This window comes from Steroidobacter cummioxidans, from assembly GCF_003104955.1.
Genome location: NZ_LSRW01000013.1, coordinates 32,183 through 57,291 on the forward strand (window position 1 = coordinate 32,183; position 25,109 = coordinate 57,291).

Annotated in this window: 23 protein-coding genes; 7 read left to right on the forward strand and 16 right to left on the reverse strand. The window is 62.2% G+C overall.

Features of this window, described 5'->3' with window-relative positions; all coding sequences use genetic code 11:
- The first annotated feature begins 91 nt into the window (after positions 1-91).
- Entirely contained in the window at positions 92-1,510 is a 1,419-nt protein-coding gene (locus D0550_RS08860; protein WP_116808860.1) for a short-chain fatty acid transporter, read from the forward strand.
- 9 nt (positions 1,511-1,519) lie between these two features.
- Here the strand turns inward: D0550_RS08860 and D0550_RS08865 are convergent, their stop codons facing one another.
- Both D0550_RS08865 and D0550_RS08870 read right to left on the reverse strand, forming a co-directional pair.
- Positions 1,520-2,320 (reverse strand): tyrosine-protein phosphatase, encoded by an 801-nt coding sequence (locus D0550_RS08865; protein ID WP_116808761.1) that lies wholly within the window; start codon positions 2,318-2,320, stop codon positions 1,520-1,522.
- Between the two features lie 103 nt (positions 2,321-2,423).
- Positions 2,424-2,867 (reverse strand): hypothetical protein, encoded by a 444-nt coding sequence (locus D0550_RS08870; RefSeq protein WP_116808762.1) that lies wholly within the window; start codon positions 2,865-2,867, stop codon positions 2,424-2,426.
- Positions 2,868-2,975: 108 nt separating this feature from the next.
- Here D0550_RS08870 and D0550_RS08875 point away from each other — a divergent pair, with 108 nt between their 5' ends.
- Entirely contained in the window at positions 2,976-4,232 is a 1,257-nt protein-coding gene (locus D0550_RS08875) for a CaiB/BaiF CoA transferase family protein (protein WP_116808763.1), read from the forward strand.
- A 55-nt stretch (positions 4,233-4,287) separates the two neighbouring features.
- On the opposite strand, the gene D0550_RS08880 is transcribed toward D0550_RS08875, so the two are convergent.
- Positions 4,288-4,638 (reverse strand): energy transducer TonB, encoded by a 351-nt coding sequence (locus D0550_RS08880; protein ID WP_153067097.1) that lies wholly within the window; start codon positions 4,636-4,638, stop codon positions 4,288-4,290.
- Positions 4,639-4,805: 167 nt separating this feature from the next.
- Between D0550_RS08880 and D0550_RS08885 the strand changes: the two genes are divergently transcribed.
- Positions 4,806-5,423 (forward strand): TetR/AcrR family transcriptional regulator, encoded by a 618-nt coding sequence (locus D0550_RS08885; protein ID WP_116808765.1) that lies wholly within the window; start codon positions 4,806-4,808, stop codon positions 5,421-5,423.
- A 67-nt stretch (positions 5,424-5,490) separates the two neighbouring features.
- Here the strand turns inward: D0550_RS08885 and D0550_RS08890 are convergent, their stop codons facing one another.
- The 3 genes from D0550_RS08890 to D0550_RS08900 all read right to left on the reverse strand — a co-directional run bounded on the left by D0550_RS08890 (position 5,491) and on the right by D0550_RS08900 (position 10,920).
- Positions 5,491-7,404, reverse strand: coding sequence for an ATP-binding cassette domain-containing protein (locus D0550_RS08890; protein WP_116808766.1), 1,914 nt, complete (start codon positions 7,402-7,404; stop codon positions 5,491-5,493).
- 50 nt (positions 7,405-7,454) lie between these two features.
- The gene (locus tag D0550_RS08895; protein ID WP_206606167.1) at positions 7,455-8,210 is read right to left on the reverse strand and encodes an NYN domain-containing protein; all 756 of its coding nucleotides are present in this window, start codon (positions 8,208-8,210) and stop codon (positions 7,455-7,457) included.
- A gap of 319 nt (positions 8,211-8,529) precedes the next feature.
- Positions 8,530-10,920, reverse strand: coding sequence for a putative bifunctional diguanylate cyclase/phosphodiesterase (locus D0550_RS08900; protein WP_116808768.1), 2,391 nt, complete (start codon positions 10,918-10,920; stop codon positions 8,530-8,532).
- Between D0550_RS08900 and D0550_RS08905 the strand changes: the two genes are divergently transcribed.
- Both D0550_RS08905 and D0550_RS08910 read left to right on the forward strand, forming a co-directional pair.
- Complete coding sequence (locus D0550_RS08905) at positions 10,913-11,164, forward strand: hypothetical protein (protein ID WP_116808769.1); 252 nt, start codon at positions 10,913-10,915, stop codon at positions 11,162-11,164. The two genes, D0550_RS08900 and D0550_RS08905, sit on opposite strands and share 8 nt — an antisense overlap.
- A 41-nt stretch (positions 11,165-11,205) precedes the next feature.
- On the forward strand, positions 11,206-11,883 hold the full coding sequence (locus tag D0550_RS08910; RefSeq protein ID WP_116808770.1) for a M15 family metallopeptidase: 678 nt from the start codon (positions 11,206-11,208) through the stop codon (positions 11,881-11,883).
- On the opposite strand, the gene D0550_RS08915 is transcribed toward D0550_RS08910, so the two are convergent.
- From D0550_RS08915 to D0550_RS08945, 7 genes are all read right to left on the reverse strand, one after another.
- Complete coding sequence (locus D0550_RS08915) at positions 11,884-12,717, reverse strand: SDR family NAD(P)-dependent oxidoreductase (protein ID WP_116808771.1); 834 nt, start codon at positions 12,715-12,717, stop codon at positions 11,884-11,886.
- Positions 12,718-12,736: 19 nt separating this feature from the next.
- Complete coding sequence (locus D0550_RS08920; protein WP_116808772.1) at positions 12,737-13,999, reverse strand: MgtC/SapB family protein; 1,263 nt, start codon at positions 13,997-13,999, stop codon at positions 12,737-12,739.
- A gap of 44 nt (positions 14,000-14,043) precedes the next feature.
- Positions 14,044-15,042 (reverse strand): hypothetical protein, encoded by a 999-nt coding sequence (locus tag D0550_RS08925; RefSeq protein ID WP_116808773.1) that lies wholly within the window; start codon positions 15,040-15,042, stop codon positions 14,044-14,046.
- Between the two features lie 291 nt (positions 15,043-15,333).
- A complete protein-coding gene (locus tag D0550_RS08930; protein WP_116808774.1) occupies positions 15,334-15,516 on the reverse strand; it encodes an SRPBCC family protein in 183 nt (60 codons plus the stop codon).
- 234 nt (positions 15,517-15,750) lie between these two features.
- Positions 15,751-16,185 (reverse strand): hypothetical protein, encoded by a 435-nt coding sequence (locus D0550_RS08935; protein ID WP_116808775.1) that lies wholly within the window; start codon positions 16,183-16,185, stop codon positions 15,751-15,753.
- A gap of 46 nt (positions 16,186-16,231) precedes the next feature.
- Complete coding sequence (locus D0550_RS08940) at positions 16,232-17,644, reverse strand: M16 family metallopeptidase (RefSeq protein ID WP_116808776.1); 1,413 nt, start codon at positions 17,642-17,644, stop codon at positions 16,232-16,234.
- Positions 17,641-19,011: a M16 family metallopeptidase gene (locus tag D0550_RS08945; protein ID WP_116808777.1), complete on the reverse strand. Its 1,371-nt coding sequence runs from the start codon at positions 19,009-19,011 to the stop codon at positions 17,641-17,643. The genes D0550_RS08940 and D0550_RS08945 overlap by 4 nt, the downstream gene beginning before the upstream one ends.
- A 411-nt stretch (positions 19,012-19,422) precedes the next feature.
- On the opposite strand from D0550_RS08945, the gene D0550_RS08950 reads away from it, so the two are divergent.
- Positions 19,423-19,827, forward strand: a complete 405-nt coding sequence (locus D0550_RS08950; RefSeq protein WP_161965722.1) for a bactofilin family protein — start codon at positions 19,423-19,425, stop codon at positions 19,825-19,827.
- Between the two features lie 5 nt (positions 19,828-19,832).
- Here the strand turns inward: D0550_RS08950 and D0550_RS08955 are convergent, their stop codons facing one another.
- Complete coding sequence (locus D0550_RS08955; protein ID WP_161965723.1) at positions 19,833-22,040, reverse strand: PQQ-dependent sugar dehydrogenase; 2,208 nt, start codon at positions 22,038-22,040, stop codon at positions 19,833-19,835.
- Between the two features lie 150 nt (positions 22,041-22,190).
- Between D0550_RS08955 and D0550_RS08960 the strand changes: the two genes are divergently transcribed.
- Positions 22,191-22,955, forward strand: coding sequence for a glycerophosphodiester phosphodiesterase family protein (locus D0550_RS08960; protein WP_161965724.1), 765 nt, complete (start codon positions 22,191-22,193; stop codon positions 22,953-22,955).
- Position 22,956: 1 nt separating this feature from the next.
- On the opposite strand, the gene D0550_RS08965 is transcribed toward D0550_RS08960, so the two are convergent.
- Positions 22,957-24,012: a YheT family hydrolase gene (locus D0550_RS08965; protein ID WP_116808781.1), complete on the reverse strand. Its 1,056-nt coding sequence runs from the start codon at positions 24,010-24,012 to the stop codon at positions 22,957-22,959.
- The gene (locus D0550_RS08970) at positions 24,009-25,073 is read right to left on the reverse strand and encodes a saccharopine dehydrogenase family protein (protein WP_116808782.1); all 1,065 of its coding nucleotides are present in this window, start codon (positions 25,071-25,073) and stop codon (positions 24,009-24,011) included. Before D0550_RS08970 ends, D0550_RS08965 begins: the two co-directional genes overlap by 4 nt.
- Positions 25,074-25,109 lie beyond the last annotated feature (36 nt).

Below are 25,109 nucleotides of genomic sequence, written 5' to 3' on the forward strand. Positions count from 1 at the left end.
GCCTGCACGCATAAAAGGGGACAGATTCAATTTTCCACTGGACGGGAAAATAAATCTGTCCCCTTTTATGCTCGTCTGCGCCGTCACACTCATGAATAAACAAATCGGCTGGTTGGAACGAATCTCACTGCGCTGCTGCGCCTGGTCGGAACGCTGGATTCCGGACGCTTACGTGTTCGCCGTGCTGGGCGTGATCGTCGTCGCTGTCGCGGCCATCGCGCTCGGCTCGCCGCTGACGCAGACGGCCAAGGCGTTTGGCGACGGTTTCTGGAGCCTGATTCCCTTCACCATGCAGATGAGCTTCATCATCATCGGCGGGTACGTGGTGGCCAGCTCGCCTCCGGCCGCTCGATTGATCGACAAGCTCGCCGCGGTTCCTCGGTCGGGTCGAGGCGCGGTGTGTTGGGTGTCTGTCATCAGCATGCTGTTCTCGCTGCTCCATTGGGGCTTGAGCATGATCCTCGGCAGTCTGTTGGTGCGCGCTCTATCTCGCCGGGATGATCTCGACATGGATCTGCGCGCGGCAGCAGCAGCTGCTTACCTGGGCATGGGATCGGTGTGGGCGATGGGATTGTCGTCGTCAGCGGCGCAACTGCAAGCCAACCCGGCCAGCATGCCGCCGGCGCTGTTGCAGGTGACGGGTGTCATTCCGTTCACCGAGACGATCTTCCTGTGGCAATCGATCGCGCTGACGGCAATTCTCATCGTCGTGACATTATCGATTGCATGGCTGACGGCGCCGCGCGGGGACAATGCGCAAACAGCGCGGCGCCTCGGCATGGTCGTCGACGCGCCGCCCGACACAGCGCCGGTGACGCAAGCGAATCGACCTGGCGAATGGCTCGAACACAGTCCTTTGCTCAATGTGCTGATCGCGGCATTGGGCGCGGCCTGGCTCTTTCAGGAGTTTGCAACGAAGGGCGCGGCGCTCGCGATTTCCAACCTCAACACTTACAACTTCCTGTTTGTGATGCTCGGCCTGTTGTTGTGCTGGCGACCGCGTGTGTTCCTCGATGCAGTGTCCAGGAGCGTATCGGGCGTGAGCGGTGTGTTGATCCAGTTCCCGTTCTACGGCGGCATCGCCGCGATTCTCACGTCCGCAGTTGGCAGTGACGGCCAGAGCATCGCGCATCATTTATCGACCTTCTTCGCGCAATCCGCGACGCGCGAGACATTCCCGGTCGTGATGGGCATTTACTCGGCGGTGCTGGGATTCTTTGTGCCGTCGGGCGGCGGCAAATGGATCATCGAAGCGCCGTATGTAATGCAGGCGGCCAACGAGCTGAAGGTGCACCTCGGCTGGGCGGTGCAGGTTTACAACGCGGCCGAGGCGTTACCGAACTTGATCAATCCGTTCTGGATGTTGCCGCTGCTGGGCATTTTGAAGCTGCGAGCTCGCGACGTCATTGGCTTCACGATGATTCAATTCATCGTGCACGTGCCAGTGGTGCTCCTGCTGCTGTGGGCGTTCGGGCTGACGCTCGACTACAAGCCGCCCGTGATGCCGTGAGTCAGCTCGTCACTCGAGCAGCGCCGCCCGAACCTTGTCCTGCATGGCCGGCGTGACACCCGCCGTCGTCGCGAGATAGGCCTCGATGTCGCCGATTTGCTCGAACGCAGCCTGCAGAAACGCCGCGTCGGCGCTGAACAACACGCGCCGCATCTCTTCCGGCATCGACAACAGCGGGCTGTGCGTGTCGGTCACGCCAAGCTGCGCCTGGTGCCGCGAGCGAATGAATTCTTCGAAGTTGCCGGACGTATTGGTCAGCAGATAATCCTGGATCGCTGTTTCTTCCGGCACTCCCAACGATCGCAGCAACAGGGCCACGGCGATGCCCGTACGATCCTTGCCTGCGGCGCAGTGAACGACCATCGGCACGTCGCCATTGGCGATCGCCGAGAACATACCGCCGATGCGCGGGCCCATCCACTCCGGCAGCGCTCGATACAGTGCGATCATGGTGTCAAACATTCCCGCCGCGGTCTTTGGCCGGTCCGCAGACAGGGCGCGAATCGTTGGGGTCACGATGCCGTCATCCCAGGAGAGCGCATTGACATTCGTATGCGGCCAGCGCGTCGGCTCTCGCTCGCGTTCTTCCGCTCGTCGCAGATCGCAAATCGCACGCACCTGGAGTCTGGTCAGCGGGGCGTGATCGTCCTCGGTGAAATACGTGAGCACGCCGGTGCGAAACACCTTGCCCCAGCGAGTGCTGGCGCCTTGCTGAGTGCGATAACCGCCGACGTCGCGAAAATTACAGCCGCCTTGAAACGAGAGCACACGTTCGCGCTCGGCGCGAACGGCCGAAGCCGATGAAGTCATGGACACGCCTTACCAGGAATTGAGCCGCAGTGTCTCATAGACACGGTTACGGTTCGACCCGTGGCGGGCCCGTGTCTGGAATCAAGCGGCTGATGAGTGCGTGTCAGTGAGCGAAAGGAGACGGTACGCCTGCGGGTTCAAGCACATACGCGTCGAGCGCGTTCGCAAACGTCCAATCGCGGGTTTGGTCCGGCGGCAGTGGGGCAAAGATACGCCAGGATTGAGCGGGATTCAGCACAGCCCAGAAGGGCGCGGCGATGCCGGGCCACACGTTCGGAGTATTGGGCTGCCGCACGCGACCGCTTTCCACCTGCACCTCTTCGATGTCTTCACGAATGTACGAATTGGCTACGATGCGATTCAGCTCTTCGCGCGAGTACAGCTCCGTGATCGAGGGTGCGCGCAGATCCAGCGGCTTGGTCGGGGGCGCGGTCTTCGAGGCGATGGCTGCAGTCGGCGCCGTTTCTTGAGCCAGCCCAGGGCCGCTGAGTAACGCGCCGGCAAGGACCATCGAGACCATCAAACCAGAGCGGCTGTACGTGATCATGGTGCGGCACCGGTATCTACTGGTGATCCAAATGTCCTTGATTCAAAAGGCCGGCTGCGATTAGTTTGCGCGGGCACGCTCAAGGACCATGCAAGTTTAAGAAGCAGTATGACGCTCGAAAGTTCCAGCTCCAATAGCTCGTCGCCTCGCGCGGGCGCTCTGTCACATATTCGCGTGCTCGACATGAGTCGCGTACTGGCTGGCCCCTGGTGCGGGCAGATCCTCGCGGATCTGGGTGCTGAAGTGATCAAGATCGAACGACCGCGCGTCGGCGACGATACACGTAGCTGGGGACCTCCATACTTAAAGGATCGTGACGGCAACGACACTCGCGAATCCGCGTATTTTCTAGGCGCAAATCGCGGTAAGAAGTCGGTGACGCTCGATATCTCCAAGCCCGAGGGCCAGGAGGTTGCTCGCAGGCTGGCCGCGCGCGCCGACGTATTGATCGAGAACTACAAGGCTGGCGATCTGGCGCGTTACAACCTGGGCTACGAGCAATTGCAGGCCATCAATCCGGGCCTCATCTATTGCTCCATCACCGGCTTCGGTCAGACCGGCCCGATGCGGCAGGTCGCGGGTTATGACTTCATCATCCAGGCCATGGGTGGCCTGATGAGCATCACCGGTGAGAAGGATGATGCGCCGGGCGGCGGTCCGCAGAAAGTCGGCGTCGCAGTCGCCGATATCACCACCGGTATGTACTCGACCGTGGCGATTCTCGCCGCAATCGTGCATCGGTCGCTGACTGGGCAAGGTCAGTACATCGACATGGCGTTGCTCGATTCGCAGGTCGCCATGATCGCCAACATGAACATGAATTATCTGATCGGCGGCAAGGCGCCGAAGCGGATGGGCAATGCGCACGCGAACATCGTGCCGTATCAGGTGTTCGACGCGTCTGACGGCCAGTTCGTCGTTGCCGTGGGGAACGACGGACAGTTCGCGAAGCTCTGTGAGGCTGCGGGCCAGGCGTTCCATCGGGATCCACGCTTCCTGCGCAACGACGATCGAGTGCGCAATCGCGACGTGCTCATTCCGCTGCTGGCGGCGGTGCTGAAGCAGCGGACCGTGTCGGAGTGGATCTCGCTGTTCGAGCCGCTGGGCATTCCGGTAGGCGGTATCAACAACCTGGCGCAGGTGTTCGATCACGCGCAGGTGCGCAGCCGTGACATGCGAATCGATCTGCCGCATCCGCAGGCGGGCACGGTGCCGATGGTGGCGAATCCGATCAAGATGTCGGGAACACCGCTGAGTTATCAGTCGGCGCCGCCGTTGCTCGGACAGCACACCCAGGAAGTGTTGGCGGATGCCGGACTGACTGCGGCCGAGATCGAGCAGCTGCAGGCGTCCGGCATCGTCTAAGCGACTGAAAAAATTCTGCCATCCCGGTGGGGCGGGATGGCAGACAAGGGATGCTTTACTGATACTCCTCGTTGCGATATTCCACTGCGACCTGATGAGTCGCCGGGAACGTGTGGGTGCAATGGGACACATCGAATTGCCATTTCTCGAGCACGCTGCGCTTGGCGGCGAGGTCGAGCAACAGATGACCGCTCGAGCGTTCCACGTCGGCGCGCGTGACGTGTCCGTCGGCGTCGAGGGTCACATTGATCAGGACCGTTCCCTTTTGGCCGCGCAATTGGGCGCGCTCGGGAAAGTCGGTGTCGCTATGGACCACGCGCATTCCGCAGGACGCGGAGATCGCCGTGGCGACAGGGATTGCAGTGGTCGCGGCCAGGATCGCGAGGCCAGTCGTGAGCATGTTCATTGCCGTCTCCGGGGGCACCGCAGGGTGGTTGGACAGGCCGACGGCCACATAGAGAGCTTCGATTGCACTGGCCGGGTGCCGAGGCTACCGTAAGTGACGCTACAGACCTGTCTGTTCTCATGCTACGTACAGGTCTGTAGCGCTGTCAAGCTGAAGTGAGGAGGCCTATGAGTCCAAGTGCCAAACCGCGCGCCGGGAATGAAGGGACGGCTGCGCCCACGGAAAGCGTCCGGGACCGGATTCTGAACACGGCCCGGGACTTGTTTTACAAGGAAGGGGCCCGTGCGGTCGGGGTCGACACCGTGGTGGCGCGCTCCGGCGTGGCGAAGACCAGTCTCTATCGCTGGTTCCCCTCCAAGGACGCGCTGATCGTCGCGGTGCTGGAGCAGGAGCAAAAGGATCGCTGGGCCGGCTGGGACCGGACAGCTGCGCAGAGCGACCCGGAGCCGCGCGCCCGACTGCGCGCTCACCTCAATGGCATCGCCCGGTTCGTGAGCAGCTCACATTTCCGTGGCTGTCCTTTTATGAATATCACGGTCGAGTTCGCCGATCCTCAGCATCCGGCACGCGTGCTCGCGACTGAAGAGATGCAGGAGCTGCGCCGCCGTCTGCGCGGGCTGGTCGACAACATCGAGGGGGTGAGTAGTCCGGAAGAGCTCACCGAGCAACTGTTGTTGCTCGTCGATGGCGCCTTCTCTTCGGCGCAGGCGTTGGGCAAGAGCGGTCCACAGCAGTTCCTGGTGGCTGCGGCCGACGCGCTGATCGATGCGCAGCTCAAGAAATAAACCGACGATAACAGTCATCACGCACACGATGACCGGGTACCACAGCCCGGAATAGATATCGCCCGTGTCAGTTTCCAGCAGACAGCTCAGCCTCGAGCTTCTCGCTGGCGGTGAGCCATTCGCTCTCGACATTGGAGATATCGCGCTTGAGCTGCGTCTGTTTTTGCAGCAGCTCCTGCAGCTTTTGCTTGGAGCTGGGATTGTAGATGTCGGGCTCGGCGAGCGCGCTCTCGACGGTGGTTCGTTCCTGCTCCAGCTTCGCCAGCTGCTTTTCCAAACGGGCAATGTCGGCCTTGAGCGGGCTGAGTCGATTGCGCCGCTCGGCCTGTTCGCGCTTGCGTTGTTTCTTTTGATCGGCGCTGAGTACGGCGGGCGTATCTTCCGTCGCGGTCTCGGCTTCCTCGCGCGTTTGAAACCATTTGGCGTAGTCGTCCAGATCGCCATCGAATACCTGTGCCCGTCCTTGATCGACGAGGATCAGCTCGTCAGCGACCGCGCGCAGCAAATGACGATCGTGCGAGACGAGCACCACGGCCGCTTCGTAATCCTGCAAGGCCATTGCCAGTGCCTGACGCATTTCCAGGTCGAGATGGTTGGTGGGCTCGTCGAGCAACAACAGGTTCGGTCGCAAGTAGCTGGTCAGCGCCAGCACCAGACGCGCTTTCTCGCCGCCGGAAAATGGACCCACCGGCTCGAAGACGCGATCGCCGCTGAAGCCGAAACTGCCGAGGAAGCCGCGCAATTCCTGTTCAGTCGCTTTCGCCGCGGCTTCGCCGCCCAGGCGCTTCAGGTGGCCGAGCGGGGAGTCGTCGACGCAGAGTTGCTCCAGCTGATGCTGGGCGAAGTAACCGATTTTCAGATCGCGCGCTTCGGTGCGCTTGCCATCAAACGCCGTGAGCTCGCCGGCGAGCAACTTCATCAGCGTCGATTTGCCGGCGCCGTTGCGACCGAGCAGCGCGATGCGGCTGCCGGGCGCGATGGTCATGCCGATGTTTTCCAGGACCACGCGCTCGCCGTAACCGACCGATTGTTTCTCCAGCGCCAGCAGCGGCCTGGGCAGCTTTTGCGGCGCCAGGAACGTGAACTCGAACTGTGAGTCGACATGCGCGGGCGCGATCTTCTCCATGCGCTCCAGCGCTTTGACCCTGCTCTGCGCTTGCTTGGCCTTGCTCGCCTTTGCCTTGAAGCGCTCGATGAAGCTCATCATGTGCTTGATCTCGCGCTGCTGCCGCTCGTACATGGATTGCTGTTGCGCGAGCTGCGAGGCACGCTGGTCTTCGAACGCGGAGTAGTTGCCGGTGTAGATCTTCGCGGCGCCGTTTTCGATGTGCACGATGCGACCGACGGTGCGATCCAGGAACTCGCGATCGTGCGCGATCATCAGCAAGGTGCCGGGATAGTTACGCAGCCACTGCTCGAGCCAGATCACCGCGTCGAGATCGAGGTGGTTGGTGGGCTCGTCGAGCAGCAGCAGATCGGATCGGCACATCAGCGCCTGTGCGACGTTCAGTCGCACCCGCCAACCGCCGGAGAACGCGCTCACCGCGCGGGTTTCATCGGCAGCCGAGAAGCCGAGGCCGTGCATCAGCTTGCCCGCCCGGCTGCGGGCGTCGTAGCCGCCGAGTGCGGCGTAGCGTGCGTGCAGTTCGCCTAGCTTTGCGCCAGCGTTGCTGGCCTCGGCCTGAGCGATCGCTGCTTCGGTTGCGCGCAGCTCTGCGTCGCCGTCCATCACGAACTCGATCGCCGGCCTGTCAGTCGCCTCCAGCTCCTGCGCGACATGCGCCACCACCAGCTGCGACGGATACTCCACACTGCCGGCGTCCGGCTGCAGCTCTCCGAGCACCAGCGACAGCAAGCTCGACTTGCCACACCCATTGGCGCCCACGATGCCCACCTTCTCGCCGCGATAGACGGTAAAGGACGCATCCGAAATCAACAGGCGCGTACCGCGCCGGAGGGCGAGGGAGGAGAAGGAGAGCATGGACAGGTCAAAGTCGTGCCGAAACCGGGGCGGAATCGTAGCAGATCGAGCTAGCCGCTCCGTGCCTCGTGGACTGCCGATACAGGGTTCTCCGAGTCACGACGCAACCGAGGCTGATTTTTCAGCGCCTTATGCCCCAACCGTACGCGCGGGGAGATTTCGTGCCCGCGGCCGTCCCGTTTGACCCAGAAGCATTTCAGGCCATCGATGTGCTCATGAAGGCTGTGTGCGATGTGGTTCCACAACGGGTCCAGCACAACGTCCAAGCCTTCGCGCCGCGCCAGCTTGGCGGCCGGGACGAAGTCGGAATCGCCGGTGATGAGGACGATTCTCTCGACCAGCCTTTTATATGCAAGCGACGCGATGTCGATCCCGAACTTGATGTCGACTCCCTTCTGGGTGACGTGATAGCGCAGGTCATCTTCAGTGAGGTCGTCGAGAATGATTTCTTTCCGCAGCAGACGCCTGAGAGAGTCGGGACGAATGATCCATCGCGAATCCTGCGCCAGCTCGCCGAGGCGCAGCGCAACCTTGCGCATACAAACCAGTTCGCGATGCAAATCGTTGCGAAACGTGAATAGCGGTGTTCGAGAGAAATCGATCGCTTTGCCGGTGATGGGATGGTGGGCTTTCTTGTCGAGCGGCTTGCAGTCGTAGACGAATATTCGGTAGAGCTGTTCGCCATGCTCTCTGGCGACATGGCGCTCGGCTGTTCTGAATAGCGTTGTTGCGACTTGTTTCGCGGTGTGACTTGGATTTGCGTCGCCTTCGATCAGCGTACGATAACGCGGCAGGAAAAATCCCAAGTCGACGAGAATGGCGACCCTGCTCATCGGGTGGCCAAAAAAGAAAAGCCCCTGGGTTCGACGATTCCAGGATTTGGGCGGAATCGTTTACTGCCAAGGGCGCTATGGGGGAGGACTGTAGCCCAAGCCTGCTGGCAGGGCAATGGGTGCCTTGGCGTTGCTTTGATCACGTCACATCCTTGTTCGTGAAACTGCCGCATTAGTACTCGGAGCGCATCGCATCAAGCAACTGAAATTGTTTCCAATTGCTGATGCTGATCCGAGGGATGTGCGCGGAGAGAATGCCGAGGGAACACGCGCGGCGAGGTGTCGTGGAACGTTACGACGCGAACAGCTCGCTAACCTTGGCTCGCCCGCTTTCCTGCGTCAGCACCAGCGACAGGAATTCATCGGCGCTCATGGCGTCGCCAAACAGGCGGCCCTGGCCGTAGTGGCAGCCGCGGTTGCGGAGGAAGTTGAATTGTTCTTCGGTCTCGACGCCTTCGGCGACGACTTCGACTTCGAGGGCCTTGCCCATATCGATGATGGTGCGAACGATGGTGGCGTCGTCGCTGTTGATGGCGGCGTCGCGCACGAACGATTGGTCGATCTTCAACGTGCCGATCGGGAACTGCTGCAAGGCCGACAGCGACGAGTAGCCGGTGCCGAAGTCGTCGATGGACAGGTGCAGGCCCATGGCATACAGCTCATCGAGCAGCTTGATGGTGCGCTTCGGGTCGACCATCAGCGTGGTCTCGGTGATCTCCAGCTCGAAGCAGGTCGGCGACACTTCGTGACGACGGAACACCGACTTGCAGCGAGTGATGAAGCTCGCCTGGCGCAGCTGTTTCAACGACAGATTGATCGAGACGCGGCCCGGGTTCTTGATCTTGTCCTGCCAGCGGTGATAGTCGGCACAGACGCGGTTCAGCACCCACTCGCCGATGCCGAGGATCAAGTTGGTTTCTTCCGCCAGCGGAATGAACTGCGACGGCGGAATGTCACCGTGTCCCGGCAGGCGCCACCGCAACAGCGCTTCGGCGCCGACGATGCGGCCGTCACGCAGATCGACCTTCGGCTGATACAGCATCATCAGCTCGTCACGCTCGAGGGCGCGGCGCAGCTTGCTCTTCAGCATCAAGCGTTCCACCGCGGCCGCGTTCATGTCGGGCGAGTAGAACGCGAAGCTGTTGCCGCCGTTTTGTTTGGAGTGATACATCGCCGCGTCGGCGTTACGGATCAGATCGATCACGTTCTCGGCGTCCTTCGGGCAGAACGCGATACCGACGCTGGCGGTCAGGAACACTTCCTGCTGATCGACGTAATACGCTTTGCAGACCTCGGCGAGCACCATGCGCGCGAGGTTCGCGGCCTGCGTGCGCTCATCTTCAGAATCCGCGAAGCCTTCGATGAACAAGCCGAATTCGTCGCCTGCCAGACGGCCGACCACGGCTTCACGCGGCAGGATGCGAATCAGGCGCTCGCTGAGCACTTCGAGCGTGCGGTCGCCGGCGGCGTGACCGAAGGTGTCGTTGATCTCTTTGAACCGATCCATGTCCAGATACAGCAGCACGATGCCGCGATCGTTGCGCCGTGCGCGTGCGATCGCCTGCTGCAGCATGTGCTGGAACTGCATGCGGTTCGGCACTTTGGTGAGCGCGTCGTAACGAGCGAGGTAGCGAATGCGGCGCTCGGCCCGCTTGCGATCGGTGATGTTACGGACGACGAAGATCGTGCCCTGGAACTGCGGATCGTCGCCGGCGATCGGCGCGCCCGACAGCGACACCGGAATCGTCTGACCGCTGTGCGTGGCGATCACTGTCTCGCGCGTCTCGACGCCTGCCGCTTCGAGCGAAAAGTTTTCACGCTCGTTCTCGGCAATCAGGTTGATGAACGGCTGACCGGCGATCTCTTCTTCGTTGTAACCGAACAGCCGCACCGCCGCGTCATTGATCTTGCGCACCATGCCGTCCGGCGAGGTCACCAGCACGGCGTCGTTCATGCTGTTGAGGACGATGGTCAGATAGTTCTTGGTAATGGTGGTCTGACGCAGGTTCTGGCGCATGCGATCCAGCGCCATTTCCAGCTCGGCGATCTCATCGTTGCTGGTGACCTTGTGTGGACGAGTGTAATCGCCCTCGCCGATGCGCTCGGCCGAGCGGATCAGCTCGACGATGGGGCGCTCCAGGCGCTGCGCCAGCATCCAGGCGACCAGCGTCAACAAACCGGTGATGAGCACGCCGACGCCGGCCACGATCCAGATGCGGCGCTCGAAGTCGCGCTGTTGAACACGCTCCAGTTGCGTCCTCAAGGCATGCGCAGTGTCGGCGAGCCCGGGGCGACCGACGACGATCTCCAGGGTGCCGAGCGATTCGACCCCACCCAGGCCGCGACGGATGGTGCGCTTGTCCTGATCGGTGATCTGCTGGATCCATTGATCCTGCCGGACGATCTCGTAGACCACCGAGCTGTCGGGCGCCAGCACGCGCGCCGCAATCGAATAAGGGTTGTTCAGCAGCGAGGCGACGATTTTTTCGAGAGTGCGGTTGTCATGGGCGCGCAGGGCCGATTCGAGGGCCTGGGCGCCGGCCGCTGCCATGTCGCTGGCCAGCAGGTCCAGCCGTTGGGTTTCAGCGTTCAGCAGCGAGCGCTCGCCGTGCTTGACCAGCACCTCGCTCGACTTGCGATAGTCGATGTATTCGAGCAGGAACAGGGTCGCGGCAATGGCCATACCCGCCGCGATGGCGACGGACAGCAATCTGATTTTGAGGCCCCGCGATCTCAACCCATACTCCGGACTTGCTTACTTTGTGCTGCCGAAGTGCCTCGGCTTCGGCACGCTGGCACTACCGCTTCGTTCCGGCATGATACTCGTGTTTTTCGCGGTGGCGAGACGCCTGATTTACTTGTCGGTTTTTTTAACATACCAAACGATTAGAATGTTAAAAAGCGCGGCAAAACCCGCGCTTTTTTAACTATTTTCCGCATTGTTTTGTTGATCAGGACGCAGATTGTAATGAACGAGCTCGAGCTCACCGGACAGGCGCGCAGTCATGTCGTGGAACTCACCGACCCGCGCTGCATGCTTCACTATGAAGCAGTGGCATCTTTTCTCGCGATGAGGGACGCGGCACGCACCGATGGCATCGATCTCACGCCGCGCTCCAGCTTCCGGGATTTCCAGGCGCAGCTCGGCATCTGGAATCGCAAGTGGAGCGGCGAGCGGGCCATCTACGATCGTCAGGGCACCTTGCTCGATCGCAAGCAGCTGTCGGATTCGGCGGCGGTCGACGCGATTTTGTGCTGGTCGGCGATCCCGGGCGGCAGCCGGCATCATTGGGGCAGCGATGTCGACGTCATCGACGCCGCCGCAGTACCGCCGGGTTACACGGTCGAGTTGTTGCCTGGCGAATACGCGCCGCAGGGAATATTCGGCCGGCTGTCGCAGTGGCTCGATGCGAATATGCGACGCTTCGGTTTCTATCAGCCGTACCGCACCGATCGCGGCGGCGTGAGTCCCGAGCCCTGGCACCTGAGCTACGCACCGATTTCACAGCCGGCGCTCGAGTCGCTGAGCCTGTCGACTTTGCGTCGAGTGCTGGAGGCCAGCAATATCGAAGGCAAGGCCCATGTGCTGGCGCGCCTGCCCGAAATCTACACGCGCTTCCTGCTCTCGGTGGATACGCCGGTCTGATCAGCCGGCGGGTTGCCGCCGCGCGAAGTCCCTCACTCGATCGAGGAAACGCAGCGGCATCCAGCGCTTCATCCGCCACATCATGCGGGCCGATTTGGGTAGCACGATGTAGGTCTGGCCGTCGGCAGATTCTGTCAGCAAAGCACGCGCGGCCTGCTCTACCGAAAGTTCCGATCTTTGCGTCGCTCTATTGGCAAGCACGCGCGCATGTTCCGGACCGCGCAATGTTTCCAATAGCGAAGAACGAAAGAACGCCGGCATGACCACCGACACTTGAGTGCCGACCGGCTGCAATTCGTTCACCAGCGTTTCACTGATCGAGACCACCGCCGCCTTGGTGGCGTTGTACGAGATCATGCCCGGGGCGGAGGCGAACGCCGCGGCGCTGGCGATATTGATCAACAAGCCGCTGCCATTACGTTGCAGATGAGGAATGGCGGCGCGCGAGCCGTGCACGACGCCCATCACGTTGATGTCGATGATCCAGCGCCAGTCTTCCAGCGACACTTCCATCATCGAGCCGCCGCCCGCGACGCCGGCATTGTTGATCATCACGTCCAGGCCGTCGTGAGTGGCGGCGAACGAGTTCACCGCGACCGTGAGTTCGTCTGCTTGTGTGACATCGCCCGGATAGGCGACCAGCTGCACGCCGGCTTCGGCGAATTGCGCTTCGACGCGGGTGAGTCGTTCCAGATCGCGGTCGAACAGCCCGAGCGTCCAGCCGTCGCTGGCCAGCTGTTTGGCCAGTTCCAGACCCAGCCCGCTGCTGGCGCCTGTTATGAACACGCGCTTGTGCGGAAACCGGGCATTCAGCCGTGTGAACTGTTCACTCATCGGACGCAGTATGAAGTGCCTAAACGAAGAAAGCGCGAACCGACCACGCACCCCAGGCAGCCGCTGCCATCAGAACCAGGCCAGGCATCAGCTCGTAGGCGTAGCGTCGATCGCCAAGCGAAAATGCGACCACCGTCTTGCTGACGACGTTGGTCGAGAAGCCGACCAGTACCGCCAGTGCCGCGAACTCGGTCTGCGCACGACCGCTCGCGGCCAGCGATGCTGACGAAATGGCGGCCGCATGGGCATCGGTAAAACCAGCGACGCCGGCCGCGATCAACAGGCCGCGGTCGCCGAGCCACTGGGTCAGCAGGGCCGAGATCAGCAGGGTGATGCCGACCACCAGCACGAAGATGATGGCGGTCTTGGGTTCGAACGGCCTGCCTTTGGGCGCATCACCGGTCGCGCGCGTCTCACGGAAACTGCGTAGCGCGAAGATGCCGGCGTAGATCACGGCCGCGATTCCCGACGCGATCAGTGAAGGTGTGAGCATCAACAACGTGGGCGGGCTCACCAGGCCCACCACGATTGCAAGCTGAATCACTGTCGCAACCGACGATGCGGCCGCACCGGCGACCGCGCCTTCGCGCAATTCCGGTTGGCTCTTCGTTCGCGCGCCCATGGCGCCAATGGTCGCGGTGCTCGACACGAATCCGGACAGCAGGCCAGCGATTGCTAAACCGGTCTTGGCGCCGAGCGCACGGAGCGCAACGTAGCCGAGCGCATTGATTGCCATGACCAGCACGGCAAGCATCCACAGCTTGCGTGGCTGTACGACGCCCCACGGATCGATCGCTTCAGTAGGCGTGAGCGGCAGAATTACCAACGCCGCAGCGGCGAGCAGCAGACCGTCGCGGACTTCCTCATCGGTGAGAACGTTCTGGACCCAGTTGTGCGCGTAGCTGCGGAACGCGAGCAGGATGGCGACGATCACTGCCAATGCAGCGGCCAGGCGCGGTTCGCGTATGGCCAAACCACCAAGCAGCAATGTCACAACCATTGCGATTTCGGTGGTGAGTCCGGGATCGGTATCGCGCGTGCGGAGGTAGCCGACCGCGATGAGCACGCCGACGATGGCGCCCGTGGCGATGAATGCAGGGATGCCGCCGATCCAAAGACCGAGCGCGCCGGCGAGGGAAATGAGGGTGAAGGTGCGCAGCCCCGCGACCGCGCGGCCGGGGCCGCTGCCCTTGCTACGCTCGCGCTCGATCCCGATGAGGAATCCGATCGCGAGCGCGACGCCGAGGTTTATCCAGCCACTGTCTTGGGGATCGACTGTCATCCCGCCATGTTAACTCGGCGGGCGCATGCGAACGGCAGCTGGCGCTAGCCGCTCTTCCACACCTGCTTGAGGTGGCCGATGACCAGCGAGCGGATGTTCTGCACCGGGTTGCGTTCCCAGGTGAAGCACGGCGGATCGCGCCGGAGCATGGGCCAGCGGCCGGTGCGCAGCACCTCGCTGAGGTAGCTCAGGTTGGCCTCGATGGCTTCCATGTACGGGTTGCGGCCATTGAACAGCGATTCCAGATAACTGTAGGCGCTGCCGAATTCGCCATCCAGCCGCGAGCGGCGTACGTCTTCGATGAAGCCGGGCGTCTGCCGCAGCACATCCAGGCCGGAGCTGTATTTCACTGAGGTTTTGCCGCTCGAGTCGCTGGGCATGGCGATGCCGCCGAGCACGAACTCGGGATAGAGCCGGTCGCGGCATTTTTCCAGATAGCACCGATCCGACATCTGAGCGATCAGGTCGCCGGTGCCGATCAGGTGGCCGAGCTTGCGGTCGCGCGGGTCGTCCAGACGGATCTGGTCGAACTGCACTTCATAACCGGTGAAGTGCACGATCTTGGTTGCCACCGGCACCCACTCGGCCATGCCGATGGTGGGCAGGTAACGACCGATGAACTGGGCGCTGCGGCTGACGTGGCTGAGCGTGAACTCGGCGCCGTTGCGATGCGTCTGGTCGTCGGTCTGACGAATGTAACCAGCGTCATGAAACAAGGCGGTGACCACGCCGAGGATGGCGCGCTCGGGTCCGAGTCGCTCATCCGCCAGGTGCGTGCGATCGTAACTAACGATCAGGCGGGCGACGGCCAGCGTGCCGTCGAGCGAGTGCTGCAGATCGTGATAAACGGTGTCGCAGCCGTAATAACCGGGAAACTGACCGTTGAACAACCGTTCGAAGTCCCGGAACGCAGTTTCCACCCGGTCGAGCGGGTAGTGCGGCCAGCTCTGTCGATACAACTCGACCACAGCCCGACGGACCGCATCAGGTGAGCTCACCTGCACGGTGTTGGTGACATCGAAATCGCTGCGCCGATACTGCATTTAGCGGGAGACTCGTTGCGAGAAATTGCAAACGATGCCGCGAGTCTATTCGGCTTTCGGCGTTTGTCCATGTCGGAAAAATTGTCAGGATTTGGCGTCACCGGGTGTGCCGAAGCGGCTTTTTCAGCGGTTTTACGCAGACTTTCCGCCGCCCCCTGGGGCGCCGCCCGGTGCCGCATCGCCAACGAGTTGTTCGGCGTGTGACAAGCTTCACATAAATCGATGAGCTGAAAAGTCGCGCGGGCGACGTCTATGCGCAAAGTGGCTTGGACGATGCAATCGCGAGCTTTGCTAAGCCGCTTCCTGGGCGCGCTTTACGGCGGCGATTCCCGCTTCGATCATGGCCGCGATGGCCGGCTCCAGCTCGTTTGGCAGCAGATCGGAGAGCCAGGTGAATCGGCACGTGCCATCGTCCAGCGGCGTGACCTGCGCGGCGCCGGTCGGGCGCACGAGGCGAGGCAAACCGCGCCGCATCTCCAGTCACCAGCTGTTTGAATCGCATGGCCAAAGTCAGGCCGATTTCATCCAGGCCGAGACTGCCACCAATTCATAGCTGCGGCCGCGCGTGCGGCACCCGAAGCTGCCAGCGCACGTAGGAGATCGAGTGGCACTCAAAAAGCTCCGGGTACGACCGGTCATCCGGCCCGGCGTCGCATCGGTAATCGACTACCGAGATGCCGCCGCGGAGCAATGAATGCGTGACGGGCATCAGCCACGCTCGAGTGTTGGATAGCGCGTGTGCCAGAAACGTTCGTAGAAGATCGGTGCGATGGACGCGAAGCCGGCCTCGTAGGCGAGCGTGATCTTCTCGCCGTCGATCAGCTGCACTTCCGCGACTTCGATCTGCACCTGGCCTTCCTGTTTGAAGTCTCCCCAGATGTACTTGCGAACTTGCAGCGGCGAGAACTCGAAACGCGAGCCGCGGTAGATGCCGAATACCCGCATCGTGGTCATGACATACCAGCGCTGTCCGTCGATGAAACAACTCACCACGCACAGCTCATCCGGTTCCAGCTGAATCACGCGCGCCAGTGCGTCGTGCACCAGTTCCAGCTGCGTGAAGCGCCAGTTCGATTGCTTCACGTGACTGCGGATGTACTGCAGTACCGCAGCGTGGATGACTGAATGGGGCCAAACGCTCATACGAGAACCAGTTCCGTACGGGACTTCCGTGTGGACTTCCATTCACTCATGGCTGGACTCTGAACTCCGGATCCGACAGTTTCACCTCGGTGAGCGGGCCGTACTTGCGCAGGTCGTCGCGAATGGCGTCGGCCTTGCCGATGACGACCAGCACCACCTGCTGACTGGTAGGAATCACTTCGTCGATCACGTGCTTGGCGTCAGCGAGCGTCACGGCCGCGAGCTTGTTGCCGTAGTCGTCGATGTAACTGCGGTCGAGTCCGTAGAACTCGAGCGTTGCAAGTTGATACGCCCACTGCGACGCCGTTTCCAAGCCGAGCGGGTACTGCCCGAGCACATAGCTCTTGGCGGATTCGAGCTGCCCATCGTCGATGGATCCCGCGTGCAGCTTGTCGAGGGTCGCGAAGGCGAGATCGATGGCTTCGATGGTCTTCTCGGTGCGCGTGAACGAACCGAGCTCCCAGCTGCCGCCCTCGGCCATACGGTCGAAGCGCGAGTTCGCGCCGTAGCTCAGGCCGCTGCGAATGCGCAGCTCGGTATTGAGCATCGACGTGAAGCGTCCGCCGAACAGCGTGTTGACGATATCGAGCGAGGCGCGTCGCGGGTCGTTCTTGGCGACACTGACGTCTCCGCACCAGAAATACGATTGCACCGCATCGGGCGCATCGACCAGCAGCACGCGCCGTGCGGTGACTTCGGTTTGTTTCGGCACGGAAGGCAGCGGTTGCCCGGCTTTGTGCCAGTTCGAGAACGCGCGCGACAGCAACGACTTCAGCTGTGCCGTCTTGAAGTCGCCCGCCACCGCGATGATGACTCGATCGGCACCGAAGTTGTCCGCGTAGTACTGCCGCACGTCCGCATGCTTGATTGCCGCGAGGCTCGCTTCACTGCCTCCGACCGATCGGCCATACGGATGCGCACCGAACAAGCTGGCCGCGCCGTAGATCGGTGTGAGCGTCGAGCGATCCGAGTCCTTCGCGGCTCGAATGAACTCGATGGATCGGCCGCGCAGCGTCTCGAACTGCTCTTCTGCCAGACGCGGCCGCTGCAGGACATCGGCGAGCAGCTCGACCATCAGCTTCTGATCGCGCGCCAGAAACGATCCGCCCACCGAGATGCTTTCGGTACTGGTGCCGGTCTGGATCTGGCCACCCACCGACGCCACCGTTTCAGCGAACGTGTTTGCGTCCCGATTGCCAGCACCCTTCTCGAGCAAGCCGGCCAGCAGGCTGGCGGTGCCGAGTCGATCTGGCGGATCGGTCAGCGCCCCGCCGCGAACCACCGCGGTGAACGCGATCAGGGGCACATCGTGACGTTCCATCAGCAACAGCGTGGCGCCGTTGGCGAGCTTCACCTTCTCGAAGTTGGGTGTCTTCACGGTGCTGGCCGCGAACGCGACCGGCGCGGTCAGCGAGCAAACCGTCGCGGCGATGACGACGAATCGACGCAGCAGATTCATTGTGCACCTCCCGTCTTGGTCTGTGCGTCGTCCGGTTGAGGCGGTGATTTCAATACTCCCACGGTGCGGTTCGTCGAGCGCAGGAACTCGGCGGCAACCTTCTGAATGTCTTGCTGAGTGACGGCCTCGTACGCGCGCGGTTCATCGAACAGTTTCTTGTAACCGCCTTGCAGCACGGCGAACGAGCCGAGCGCCTGCGCTTTGCCGTCGATCGTCGCAAGGCCGCGCCAGAAATCGGCGAGCGCCTGGCTGCGAGCACGAGCCAGTTCGTCCGCGGTCACGCCGTTCTTGATGATGCGCTCGATCTGTCGAGTGAACTCGGCCTCGGCCTGTTTGGCATCGCCTTCGGCCGGCAACGACAGGAAGAACCACACCAGGCCGGGATCGAAGCCCGACGAGAAGTAGCTGTCGGCCGAGATCGCCAGCTTCTGTTCCTCGACCAGCGTGCGATGCAGTCGGGACGCATCGCCATCGGTCAGTACACGGGTGAGCAAGTCCATCGCCGGTCGGCGTGGATCCATTCCGGAGATGCCGTGATAAGCGAACTGCAGCAGTGGCGTCTGCGCATTGGCATCGACCGTGACGCGTCGCTCGCCGAGCTGATCCGGCTCCACTGTTTTCACCGGTCTTGGCGCCGGCTGCGCGGGAATGGGCTCGAAATATTTGCGGGCCAGCGCGAACACGGCCTCCGGCTCGACATCGCCGACCAGCACCAGCGTGCAGTTGTTCGGTGCGTAATAGGTCGAGAAGAATTGCTTCAGGTCATCGATGCTCCACGACCGGATGTCCGACGGCCAGCCGATCGTGGGAATGCCATACGGATGCGCGAGGAATGCGGTCGCCTGCACTTGTTCCTGCAGCCGGCCTTGATGGCTGTCGTCGACTCGCAGCCGCCGCTCCGAATAGACCACATCGCGCTCGCTCTCGACCACCTTGGGATCGAAGGCGAGATTCTGCAGGCGGTCCGCTTCCAGATCGAACACGGTTTCCAGCGCCGAGCGCGGGAACCAGTCCTGATAGACCGTCACGTCGTCGCTGGTGAATGCGTTGTTGCGCGCGCCGTTGGCCTCCAGCACTTGATCGAACTCGCCGGGCGTGCGCTTGCTGGTGCCGTTGAACATCATGTGCTCGAAGAAATGCGCCAGTCCGGTGATGCCGGGCGCCTCGTTGCGGCTGCCGACGTGCACCCAGTTGTAGAGCGCGACATTGGGGATGTCGTGGTCCGGCCAGACGATGATTTGCATGCCATTGGCCAGGGTCGTGGTGCGCACTTGGTCGGCGCCGGGCACTTGCTGCGCAAAGCCGATCGGCGCAACCAGCACCAGCCCCAACAACAGCATTCGAGACAGCCGCGATCTGGAGGCCATGAGAGCTCCTGTGATGAAGCCGGCATGATAACGATCCCCGGGCGCGCCGGGTGCTGCGGTACTGAGTCAAAAAAAACGCCGCCAGCGGGGAAGAACGCGTGGCGGCGTGAGTTCGAACTCAAGGGCTCGTTCGAGCTTGCTTGGAGGTTCAGCGCATAAATGCCAGCTGATCGTTGCAACCGCTGTGCCAGCAGCTGTAAAAATTCCATGATGTACTAGCCAGCTGACGAATCAGTCACTTATAAATGTCCGTATGACAGTCATTCAGCCCTCGCGGCTGACGCGAAGTGTCAGCTTCGGACCGCTTCGGTGACTTGCGTCACGGACTGACGCCATTCGCCGACTGCAACCTCACGTGGCTAGTGTCAGGGCGACGGTGAATAATCCGCGCTCGCTTTGTTGGAGATGTTCATGGCCGATTCCCCCCGCCGCCGCCTTGCCGATCGTGTGTCCAGCAGCCCGACGTTCATCGGCTCGGGCTCGCGTTTTACCGGTAACCTGGAATGCGCCAGCGACCTGGTGGTCGGCGGCAATGTGCACGGCGATGGAGATGTGCACGGCGCGCTGACGCTTTCCGAGGGCGGTCGTTGGGAAGGCGAGATTCGCGCCGGCAATGCGGTCATCGCGGGCGAGGTCGAAGGCTCGGTGACCATTGCGGAGAAGTTGGAGCTGCGCGCCACCGCTCGCATCAAGGGCTCGTTGAGGGCGCGCTCCATCGCGGTCGCCAAGGGCGCCATCATCGAAGGCGACATGGCTGTGACCAGCGGCAAGCCGGTCGTGCACTTCGAAGAGAAGCGCGGCGAGCCGGCTCAATAAGGTTGCTACTGGCAGCTCGACAGGCTGTCGATCCACTGCGAGACCAGCGACACGCCCGCGGCGTCGGCCGTGAGCGATGCCAATGGCGGCATGGCCGCCGAATCACGGCGGTTCATGCGATTGACCAGCACCGAATTGGCCGAGCTGCCCGGCGCAATCACGCGCGCATTCGATCCCAGTCCAACATCGCCGGCTTGAGGGACGGCGTTGCAGGCGTTGGTCGCGATCAACGGGGTCGTGTAGCGGAAGTCGAGGTTGGTCGGCGCGGTTGAGCCGGGTCGGTGGCACTGCGAGCAGTTGGTGTGCAGATAGGCTCGCGCGCGGTCGGAGATCGTGCCAGTGGTGCCCAAGGGATCGGGCAGTGCGGGCTGAGTCGATGGATCGGCAATGGTGGGCGTCAGCACGCCGATGTGGCTCAGCGTCGTCAGCTCATTCGCCGAGCGATTGGTCTGCGGATACGTCAACGAACGATTGAGCTGCGCCGTTTCCAATCCTAACGAGCGGCCCGCAGCCTGCGTGTGGCAGTCGAGACATTGCCCCTCGCTCGGAAACATCCAGCTGCGGCCGCCGCCGAGATCGCGCACAGCGCCGCCTTCCAGCAGGGTTGCCTGGGTCTGCTCCGCGTTCCATTCATAGCTGAAACCGCCCCACACGCCGTCGGGATGGCGCATGAACAAACGCGTCTCGATCAGGCGCGTGCCGATGCGGAAGTTCTTCATCAGCACCGTGCCGTTCGGGAAGCTCCAATCGCCGTCGTTTCCAGTAGATATGCGCTGGCCGTCGGGCAGCGCGATCCAGCGGTCCTTATCTGCACCGTCCGACCAGAACTGGGCATTGATGGCATAAGGAATGAGGCCCGTGGCAGGCTGCTTCGGATCGGCCGAGCTGACGCAGCCGGTGGCGCTCAGCTGTCGCGGCGCGGGGTTGGTGCCGACCACCGTCGCGAAATCGATTCGTTGCAGAGTGCCGCCGTAGTCGACCGCATACAGCTCGCCATCGTTGCCCTGGCCGAATGAAGCAATCGCGAAGTTGGTGTCGAGCAATTGCGTCGGCTCACGCGGTCGCGTGGCATTCTCGGCAATCCAGGCCCAGATGCGACCCGAGCCGAAATCGCCGAACAAATATCGTCCCAGCAGGCCGGTGTTTTGCGAGCCGCGATACACATAGCCGCCGGTGACCGCGATACCGAGTGTGTGGTCGTATTGGGCCACAGGATCGATGAGAGTGGCCGTGCTACAGCCAGGCGTGCCTGGAGTGTTGAAGTCATGGTCGCCTTCGCGGCAGCGCCAGCCGTAGTTGCCGCCGAGCGTGACCAGGTCTACCTCTTCCAGTTCCGATTGCCCGACGTCGCCGACCCACAGATCGCCGTTCTCGCGATCGAAACTCCAGCGCCACGGATTGCGGAAGCCGTACGCATATATTTCCGGGCATTCGCCGCTGGCGCGTCCGGCTGCTGGACACAGCGCGTTGCTGGCGTATGGATTCGTCGGCGGGATCGCGTAGGGCGCGGCGCCGTTCACATCGATGCGTAACATTTTGCCCAGCATGGTCGTGAGTCGCTGGCCATTGCCGCGATCGCCATGCCGATCGCCGCCGCCGCCGCCGTCGCCGACGCCGATATACAAATAGCCGTCGGGGCCGAATGCGATGTTGCCGCCGTTGTGATTGTCGAACGGCTTGTTGATGCTCAGCAGAATGGACTCGCTCGCCGGGCTCAACGTTGCACCACCATCGCTGCTGCTGAATGACGAGACGCGCAACACGATCGGAGTGCCGTGCGTGTAGGCCAGGAAGACCCGATTGTCGGCGGGATAGTTGGGATGAAACGCCATGCCCAACAGTCCGGCCTCGCCGCCGCCCACTTCGGAGCTTTGTCCGCTGATATCGATGAACGTGCTGGCGCTGGTCGGGTTGGTGCCGCTGAACTGCCGGACCAGGCCGTTTTGCTGAACCACGAACCAGCGTGAGCTGTCGTTCGGCGGCTGCAGCAGCGCGACCGGCATCGTGAACGACAGGTTGGTGAATCGACTCAGGAAAATATCGCTGCCTGCACTGGGGCGGGGCCAGGCGGTACAAGTAGCATTCGCGGGCCGCGCGTCGAGGCCTGACTGGCCAGCGGCAGGTGGCGGCGCCTGGCCGTCCTGATTGCTGGAGCCGCCACCACAGGCCTGTAGCCCTGCGAGCAGCAATAGTGTCTGCGCCAGTCGTGCCATGCGTCCGTTCATGAAGGGAGGCCTAGGTGAATGCGCCAGGAAGGTTTGTAGCTGTTCCAACGCTTGACCGGTCAATGCGGGTCCGTGGCACCAACCGAGTCCTGTTCTACGGTTAGTATAGTGGCCGAATCAATGGAACTGCGTGCCCGGATGAGTGCCAGCAGACTGTTATCGCCCCTGCCAGATTTGCTTGCTCAACGCGGCAACGCCGACGAATATCCTGAAAATACTCTGCCGGCGCTGCGCTCGGCGTTGGATCTGGGGGCGCGCCACGTGGCCTTCGATGTGCAGCTCAGCGCCGATCGGCAGCCGGTGTTGCTGAACGATGCCAATCTGAAGCGCATGGCCGGTCTGGATCGCAGCGCGCTGGAGCTGACCGGGCAGCAGCTGGCCGAGGTTGCGGTGACCGAGCCGGAGCGCTTCCAGCAAAAGTTCACGGACATCGGCGTGCCGACGCTCGCGCAGGCAGTGAGCCTGATTGCGACCCACCCTGCAGTGACCGCGTTCGTCGAGATCAAGCGGGCCAGCTTGCGAGCGTTTGGCGCAGACGTGGTCGTTCGCAAGATCTGCGAAGTGTTGAAGCCGATCGTGCGCCAATCCGTGCTCGTGTCGCGGGATCTGTCGGCCGTACATCACGCGCGACAGATTTCTTCATATCGAGTTGGCTGGATCCTCTCGGAATATTCCAATCTCTCGGCGCTGAAGAGCGAAGCTCTGGTGCCGGACTATCTGCTATGCGATCAGGAATTGCTCACTGACAGCAACGCGCAACTGTGGCGCGGGCCGTGGCGGTGGGTGATTCAAAACGTGAGCTCCCGCGAAGCGGCGGCGCAGCTGGCGGCGCGTGGCGCGAAGCTGGTCGCGACCACGTCTTACCGAAAGGTACTGCGAGAATTCAAGAACAGCGCGTCTTGATTCAGGCGGCGTCGCGCCTCTCAACCACCGACGACTGCTGGAACATGATGTTGGAGATCTGGCGATCTGCCCAGCTCGCGCCGTTGAACGTATCCATGAAGCCGCAGTGGCCGCCGTTGAGGATGCTTGTGACATGCAGGTTCGGCGAGCGCGCCAGGTTCTGCAGATCGTGCGCCGGGATGATGGGGTCATCCAGCGAAATCAGAATGTGACTGGGCACTTGCAGCTGCGCGAGCGCATCGCCAGTGATGGCGTAACCGTTGAGATACGCATCCAGGTCGGAGAACTCGCCGAAATTGCGCACCAGCAGCTCGGTCATGCTGCGAATGGTTCGCTGCTGGAGAATCTTGCTGAAGTCGTAGCGCTTCGGGAAGCACTGCTGCTTCCGGCGCAGCGAGCGCTTCCACTTGTTGATGAAGTACTGCTGATAGATGAACCAGCCGTTCTCCAGCACTTCCATCGTGCTGTGCGGCTTCAGTACCGGGCACACGGCCGCGGCGCGCGCCAGCTCGATGCCGGCTTGCGGCGCCTTGGCCGCGACGCGTAGCGCGAAATTGCCACCCAACGAGAAGCCCGCGATCGTAATGCGCTTGTTGGGCAGCGAGTTCTGCACGCTGCGGACTGCGCCGACCACTTCATCGAGCCGGCACGAATGGAAGATGTCCTCGTTCAGATGATGGCTGGGTCCGTGATCGCGCAGGTTCAGACGGAAAATGTCACAGCCCTGATTGAACAGATGGCTGCCCAGCGACAGCACATACACGGAGTCGGAGCTGCCTTCCCAGCCGTGCAACAGGATCGCGAGGTCGCGCGCCGGTGGCCGGCCAGCCGCTTCCTGACTGGAGTAGTGGCCGAGCAGCCGCACGCCGTCGCCGCAATCGATGATCTGAGTATCGGCGACCGCCAGCATTTGCCTGGCGCGCCCGGCCACGAACGGCCGGCGCAGGCTCAGGCTGGGTACGATGGACTGGAAATGGGCGTTGGCGAGCCAGCCAGTGGGAGCGAATTTGGCGACGAGCGGGTCAGCGGAAGTCGGAAAGTCAGCGGAGTCGATCATGGGTCAATACGAATCGTGGACGAGCCTGGCAAGGTGCTGACAAAGTCGGCGCCAACCAAGAAGCTTGGGGTCGTGAAGCCCGGGTTGCAAGCACGGCTTAACACTTCGCCCAGAATTCCCAAGGCCGCATGCACCGTCAGCGAGTAGCCATTGGCGGTGCGCAGTCTTGCGGTTTTCACTTCACCGGCAGCGTTGCGCGCTTCGCCCCATACATGAGTGGGGTTGTTTTCACGTTCGGTTTTACCCGGCGGCGTAATGCGTCGCTGCGCGCTGAATTTCACCAGTTCCCGGATCCAGCGTTGCCGCAGCAGCGGACGAAGCAGATTGGCGCGCCGCATGCTGTCGACCGACTTCTGCGAGGTCGCGGTGTACACCTCGATGTTGCCGATTGCGGTCGTGTAATACGCCGTACTTACATCGCCCCAGGGAATGCTGACAGCGAGTTTCTCGCCGGCGCCAAAGTCGATGCGACGGGTGCGCGCTGCCAGCCGCTCAGTGACCAACCGGCCATCGATGCGCACGCATGATCCCTTGCCCGCCGACTCGATCGCGGTCTTGGCAGTGCCTTTGCTCAGACCGGCGCGGCTGTCGAAGCCCAGTGCAAGATGGGTCGCATCCGGCATCACCTCTTTCAAGCGGGCGGCCACGCAATCGGTCGGCACGACATCGAAGCCGACGCCCGGACACAGCACGATGCCGGATCGCTGCGCTTTCTCGTGCACGCTCGCGGCCAATTCGAACACGTCGATCTCGCCCGTGATGTCCAGATAGTGGACGTGAGTCGCGAGACAGCCCTGCATCATCGACGCCGCGGTCTGCGAGAACGGACCGGCGCAATGAAGGACAGCGGCAACTTGTGAGAGCGTCGCACACAGCGCGGTGTGATCGTCGAGATCGAACACGGCGCTGGGGCAATCGAGCTCGGCGGCGAGCCTGGCGATTTTCTGTTTGGAGCGCCCGGCGAGCACGGGTTTCATGCCGCGCGCGACCGCCTCACGCGCGATCAGTTCGCCGGTGTAGCCATTGGCACCATAGAGCAGCCAGGGAGTCGACGTCGACATGAAACCCTCTGATAGCGTCCGTGACGAGGGCTTCAA

What these genes read in the sequence shown, in the direction of transcription:
- D0550_RS08860 (WP_116808860.1), top strand. Translation starts at nt 92, where the DNA reads ATGAATAAACAAATCGGCTGGTTGGAACGAATCTCACTGCGCTGCTGC.
- D0550_RS08865 (WP_116808761.1), bottom strand. Translation starts at nt 2,320, where the DNA reads ATGACTTCATCGGCTTCGGCCGTTCGCGCCGAGCGCGAACGTGTGCTC.
- D0550_RS08870 (WP_116808762.1), bottom strand. Translation starts at nt 2,867, where the DNA reads ATGATCACGTACAGCCGCTCTGGTTTGATGGTCTCGATGGTCCTTGCC.
- D0550_RS08875 (WP_116808763.1), top strand. Translation starts at nt 2,976, where the DNA reads ATGACGCTCGAAAGTTCCAGCTCCAATAGCTCGTCGCCTCGCGCGGGC.
- D0550_RS08880 (WP_153067097.1), bottom strand. Translation starts at nt 4,638, where the DNA reads ATGAACATGCTCACGACTGGCCTCGCGATCCTGGCCGCGACCACTGCA.
- D0550_RS08885 (WP_116808765.1), top strand. Translation starts at nt 4,806, where the DNA reads ATGAGTCCAAGTGCCAAACCGCGCGCCGGGAATGAAGGGACGGCTGCG.
- D0550_RS08890 (WP_116808766.1), bottom strand. Translation starts at nt 7,404, where the DNA reads ATGCTCTCCTTCTCCTCCCTCGCCCTCCGGCGCGGTACGCGCCTGTTG.
- D0550_RS08905 (WP_116808769.1), top strand. Translation starts at nt 10,913, where the DNA reads ATGGCCATACCCGCCGCGATGGCGACGGACAGCAATCTGATTTTGAGG.
- D0550_RS08900 (WP_116808768.1), bottom strand. Translation starts at nt 10,920, where the DNA reads ATGGCCATTGCCGCGACCCTGTTCCTGCTCGAATACATCGACTATCGC.
- D0550_RS08910 (WP_116808770.1), top strand. Translation starts at nt 11,206, where the DNA reads ATGAACGAGCTCGAGCTCACCGGACAGGCGCGCAGTCATGTCGTGGAA.
- D0550_RS08915 (WP_116808771.1), bottom strand. Translation starts at nt 12,717, where the DNA reads ATGAGTGAACAGTTCACACGGCTGAATGCCCGGTTTCCGCACAAGCGC.
- D0550_RS08920 (WP_116808772.1), bottom strand. Translation starts at nt 13,999, where the DNA reads ATGACAGTCGATCCCCAAGACAGTGGCTGGATAAACCTCGGCGTCGCG.
- D0550_RS08925 (WP_116808773.1), bottom strand. Translation starts at nt 15,042, where the DNA reads ATGCAGTATCGGCGCAGCGATTTCGATGTCACCAACACCGTGCAGGTG.
- D0550_RS08930 (WP_116808774.1), bottom strand. Translation starts at nt 15,516, where the DNA reads ATGCGGCGCGGTTTGCCTCGCCTCGTGCGCCCGACCGGCGCCGCGCAG.
- D0550_RS08935 (WP_116808775.1), bottom strand. Translation starts at nt 16,185, where the DNA reads ATGAGCGTTTGGCCCCATTCAGTCATCCACGCTGCGGTACTGCAGTAC.
- D0550_RS08940 (WP_116808776.1), bottom strand. Translation starts at nt 17,644, where the DNA reads ATGAATCTGCTGCGTCGATTCGTCGTCATCGCCGCGACGGTTTGCTCG.
- D0550_RS08945 (WP_116808777.1), bottom strand. Translation starts at nt 19,011, where the DNA reads ATGGCCTCCAGATCGCGGCTGTCTCGAATGCTGTTGTTGGGGCTGGTG.
- D0550_RS08950 (WP_161965722.1), top strand. Translation starts at nt 19,423, where the DNA reads ATGGCCGATTCCCCCCGCCGCCGCCTTGCCGATCGTGTGTCCAGCAGC.
- D0550_RS08955 (WP_161965723.1), bottom strand. Translation starts at nt 22,040, where the DNA reads ATGGCACGACTGGCGCAGACACTATTGCTGCTCGCAGGGCTACAGGCC.
- D0550_RS08960 (WP_161965724.1), top strand. Translation starts at nt 22,191, where the DNA reads ATGAGTGCCAGCAGACTGTTATCGCCCCTGCCAGATTTGCTTGCTCAA.
- D0550_RS08965 (WP_116808781.1), bottom strand. Translation starts at nt 24,012, where the DNA reads ATGATCGACTCCGCTGACTTTCCGACTTCCGCTGACCCGCTCGTCGCC.
- D0550_RS08970 (WP_116808782.1), bottom strand. Translation starts at nt 25,073, where the DNA reads ATGTCGACGTCGACTCCCTGGCTGCTCTATGGTGCCAATGGCTACACC.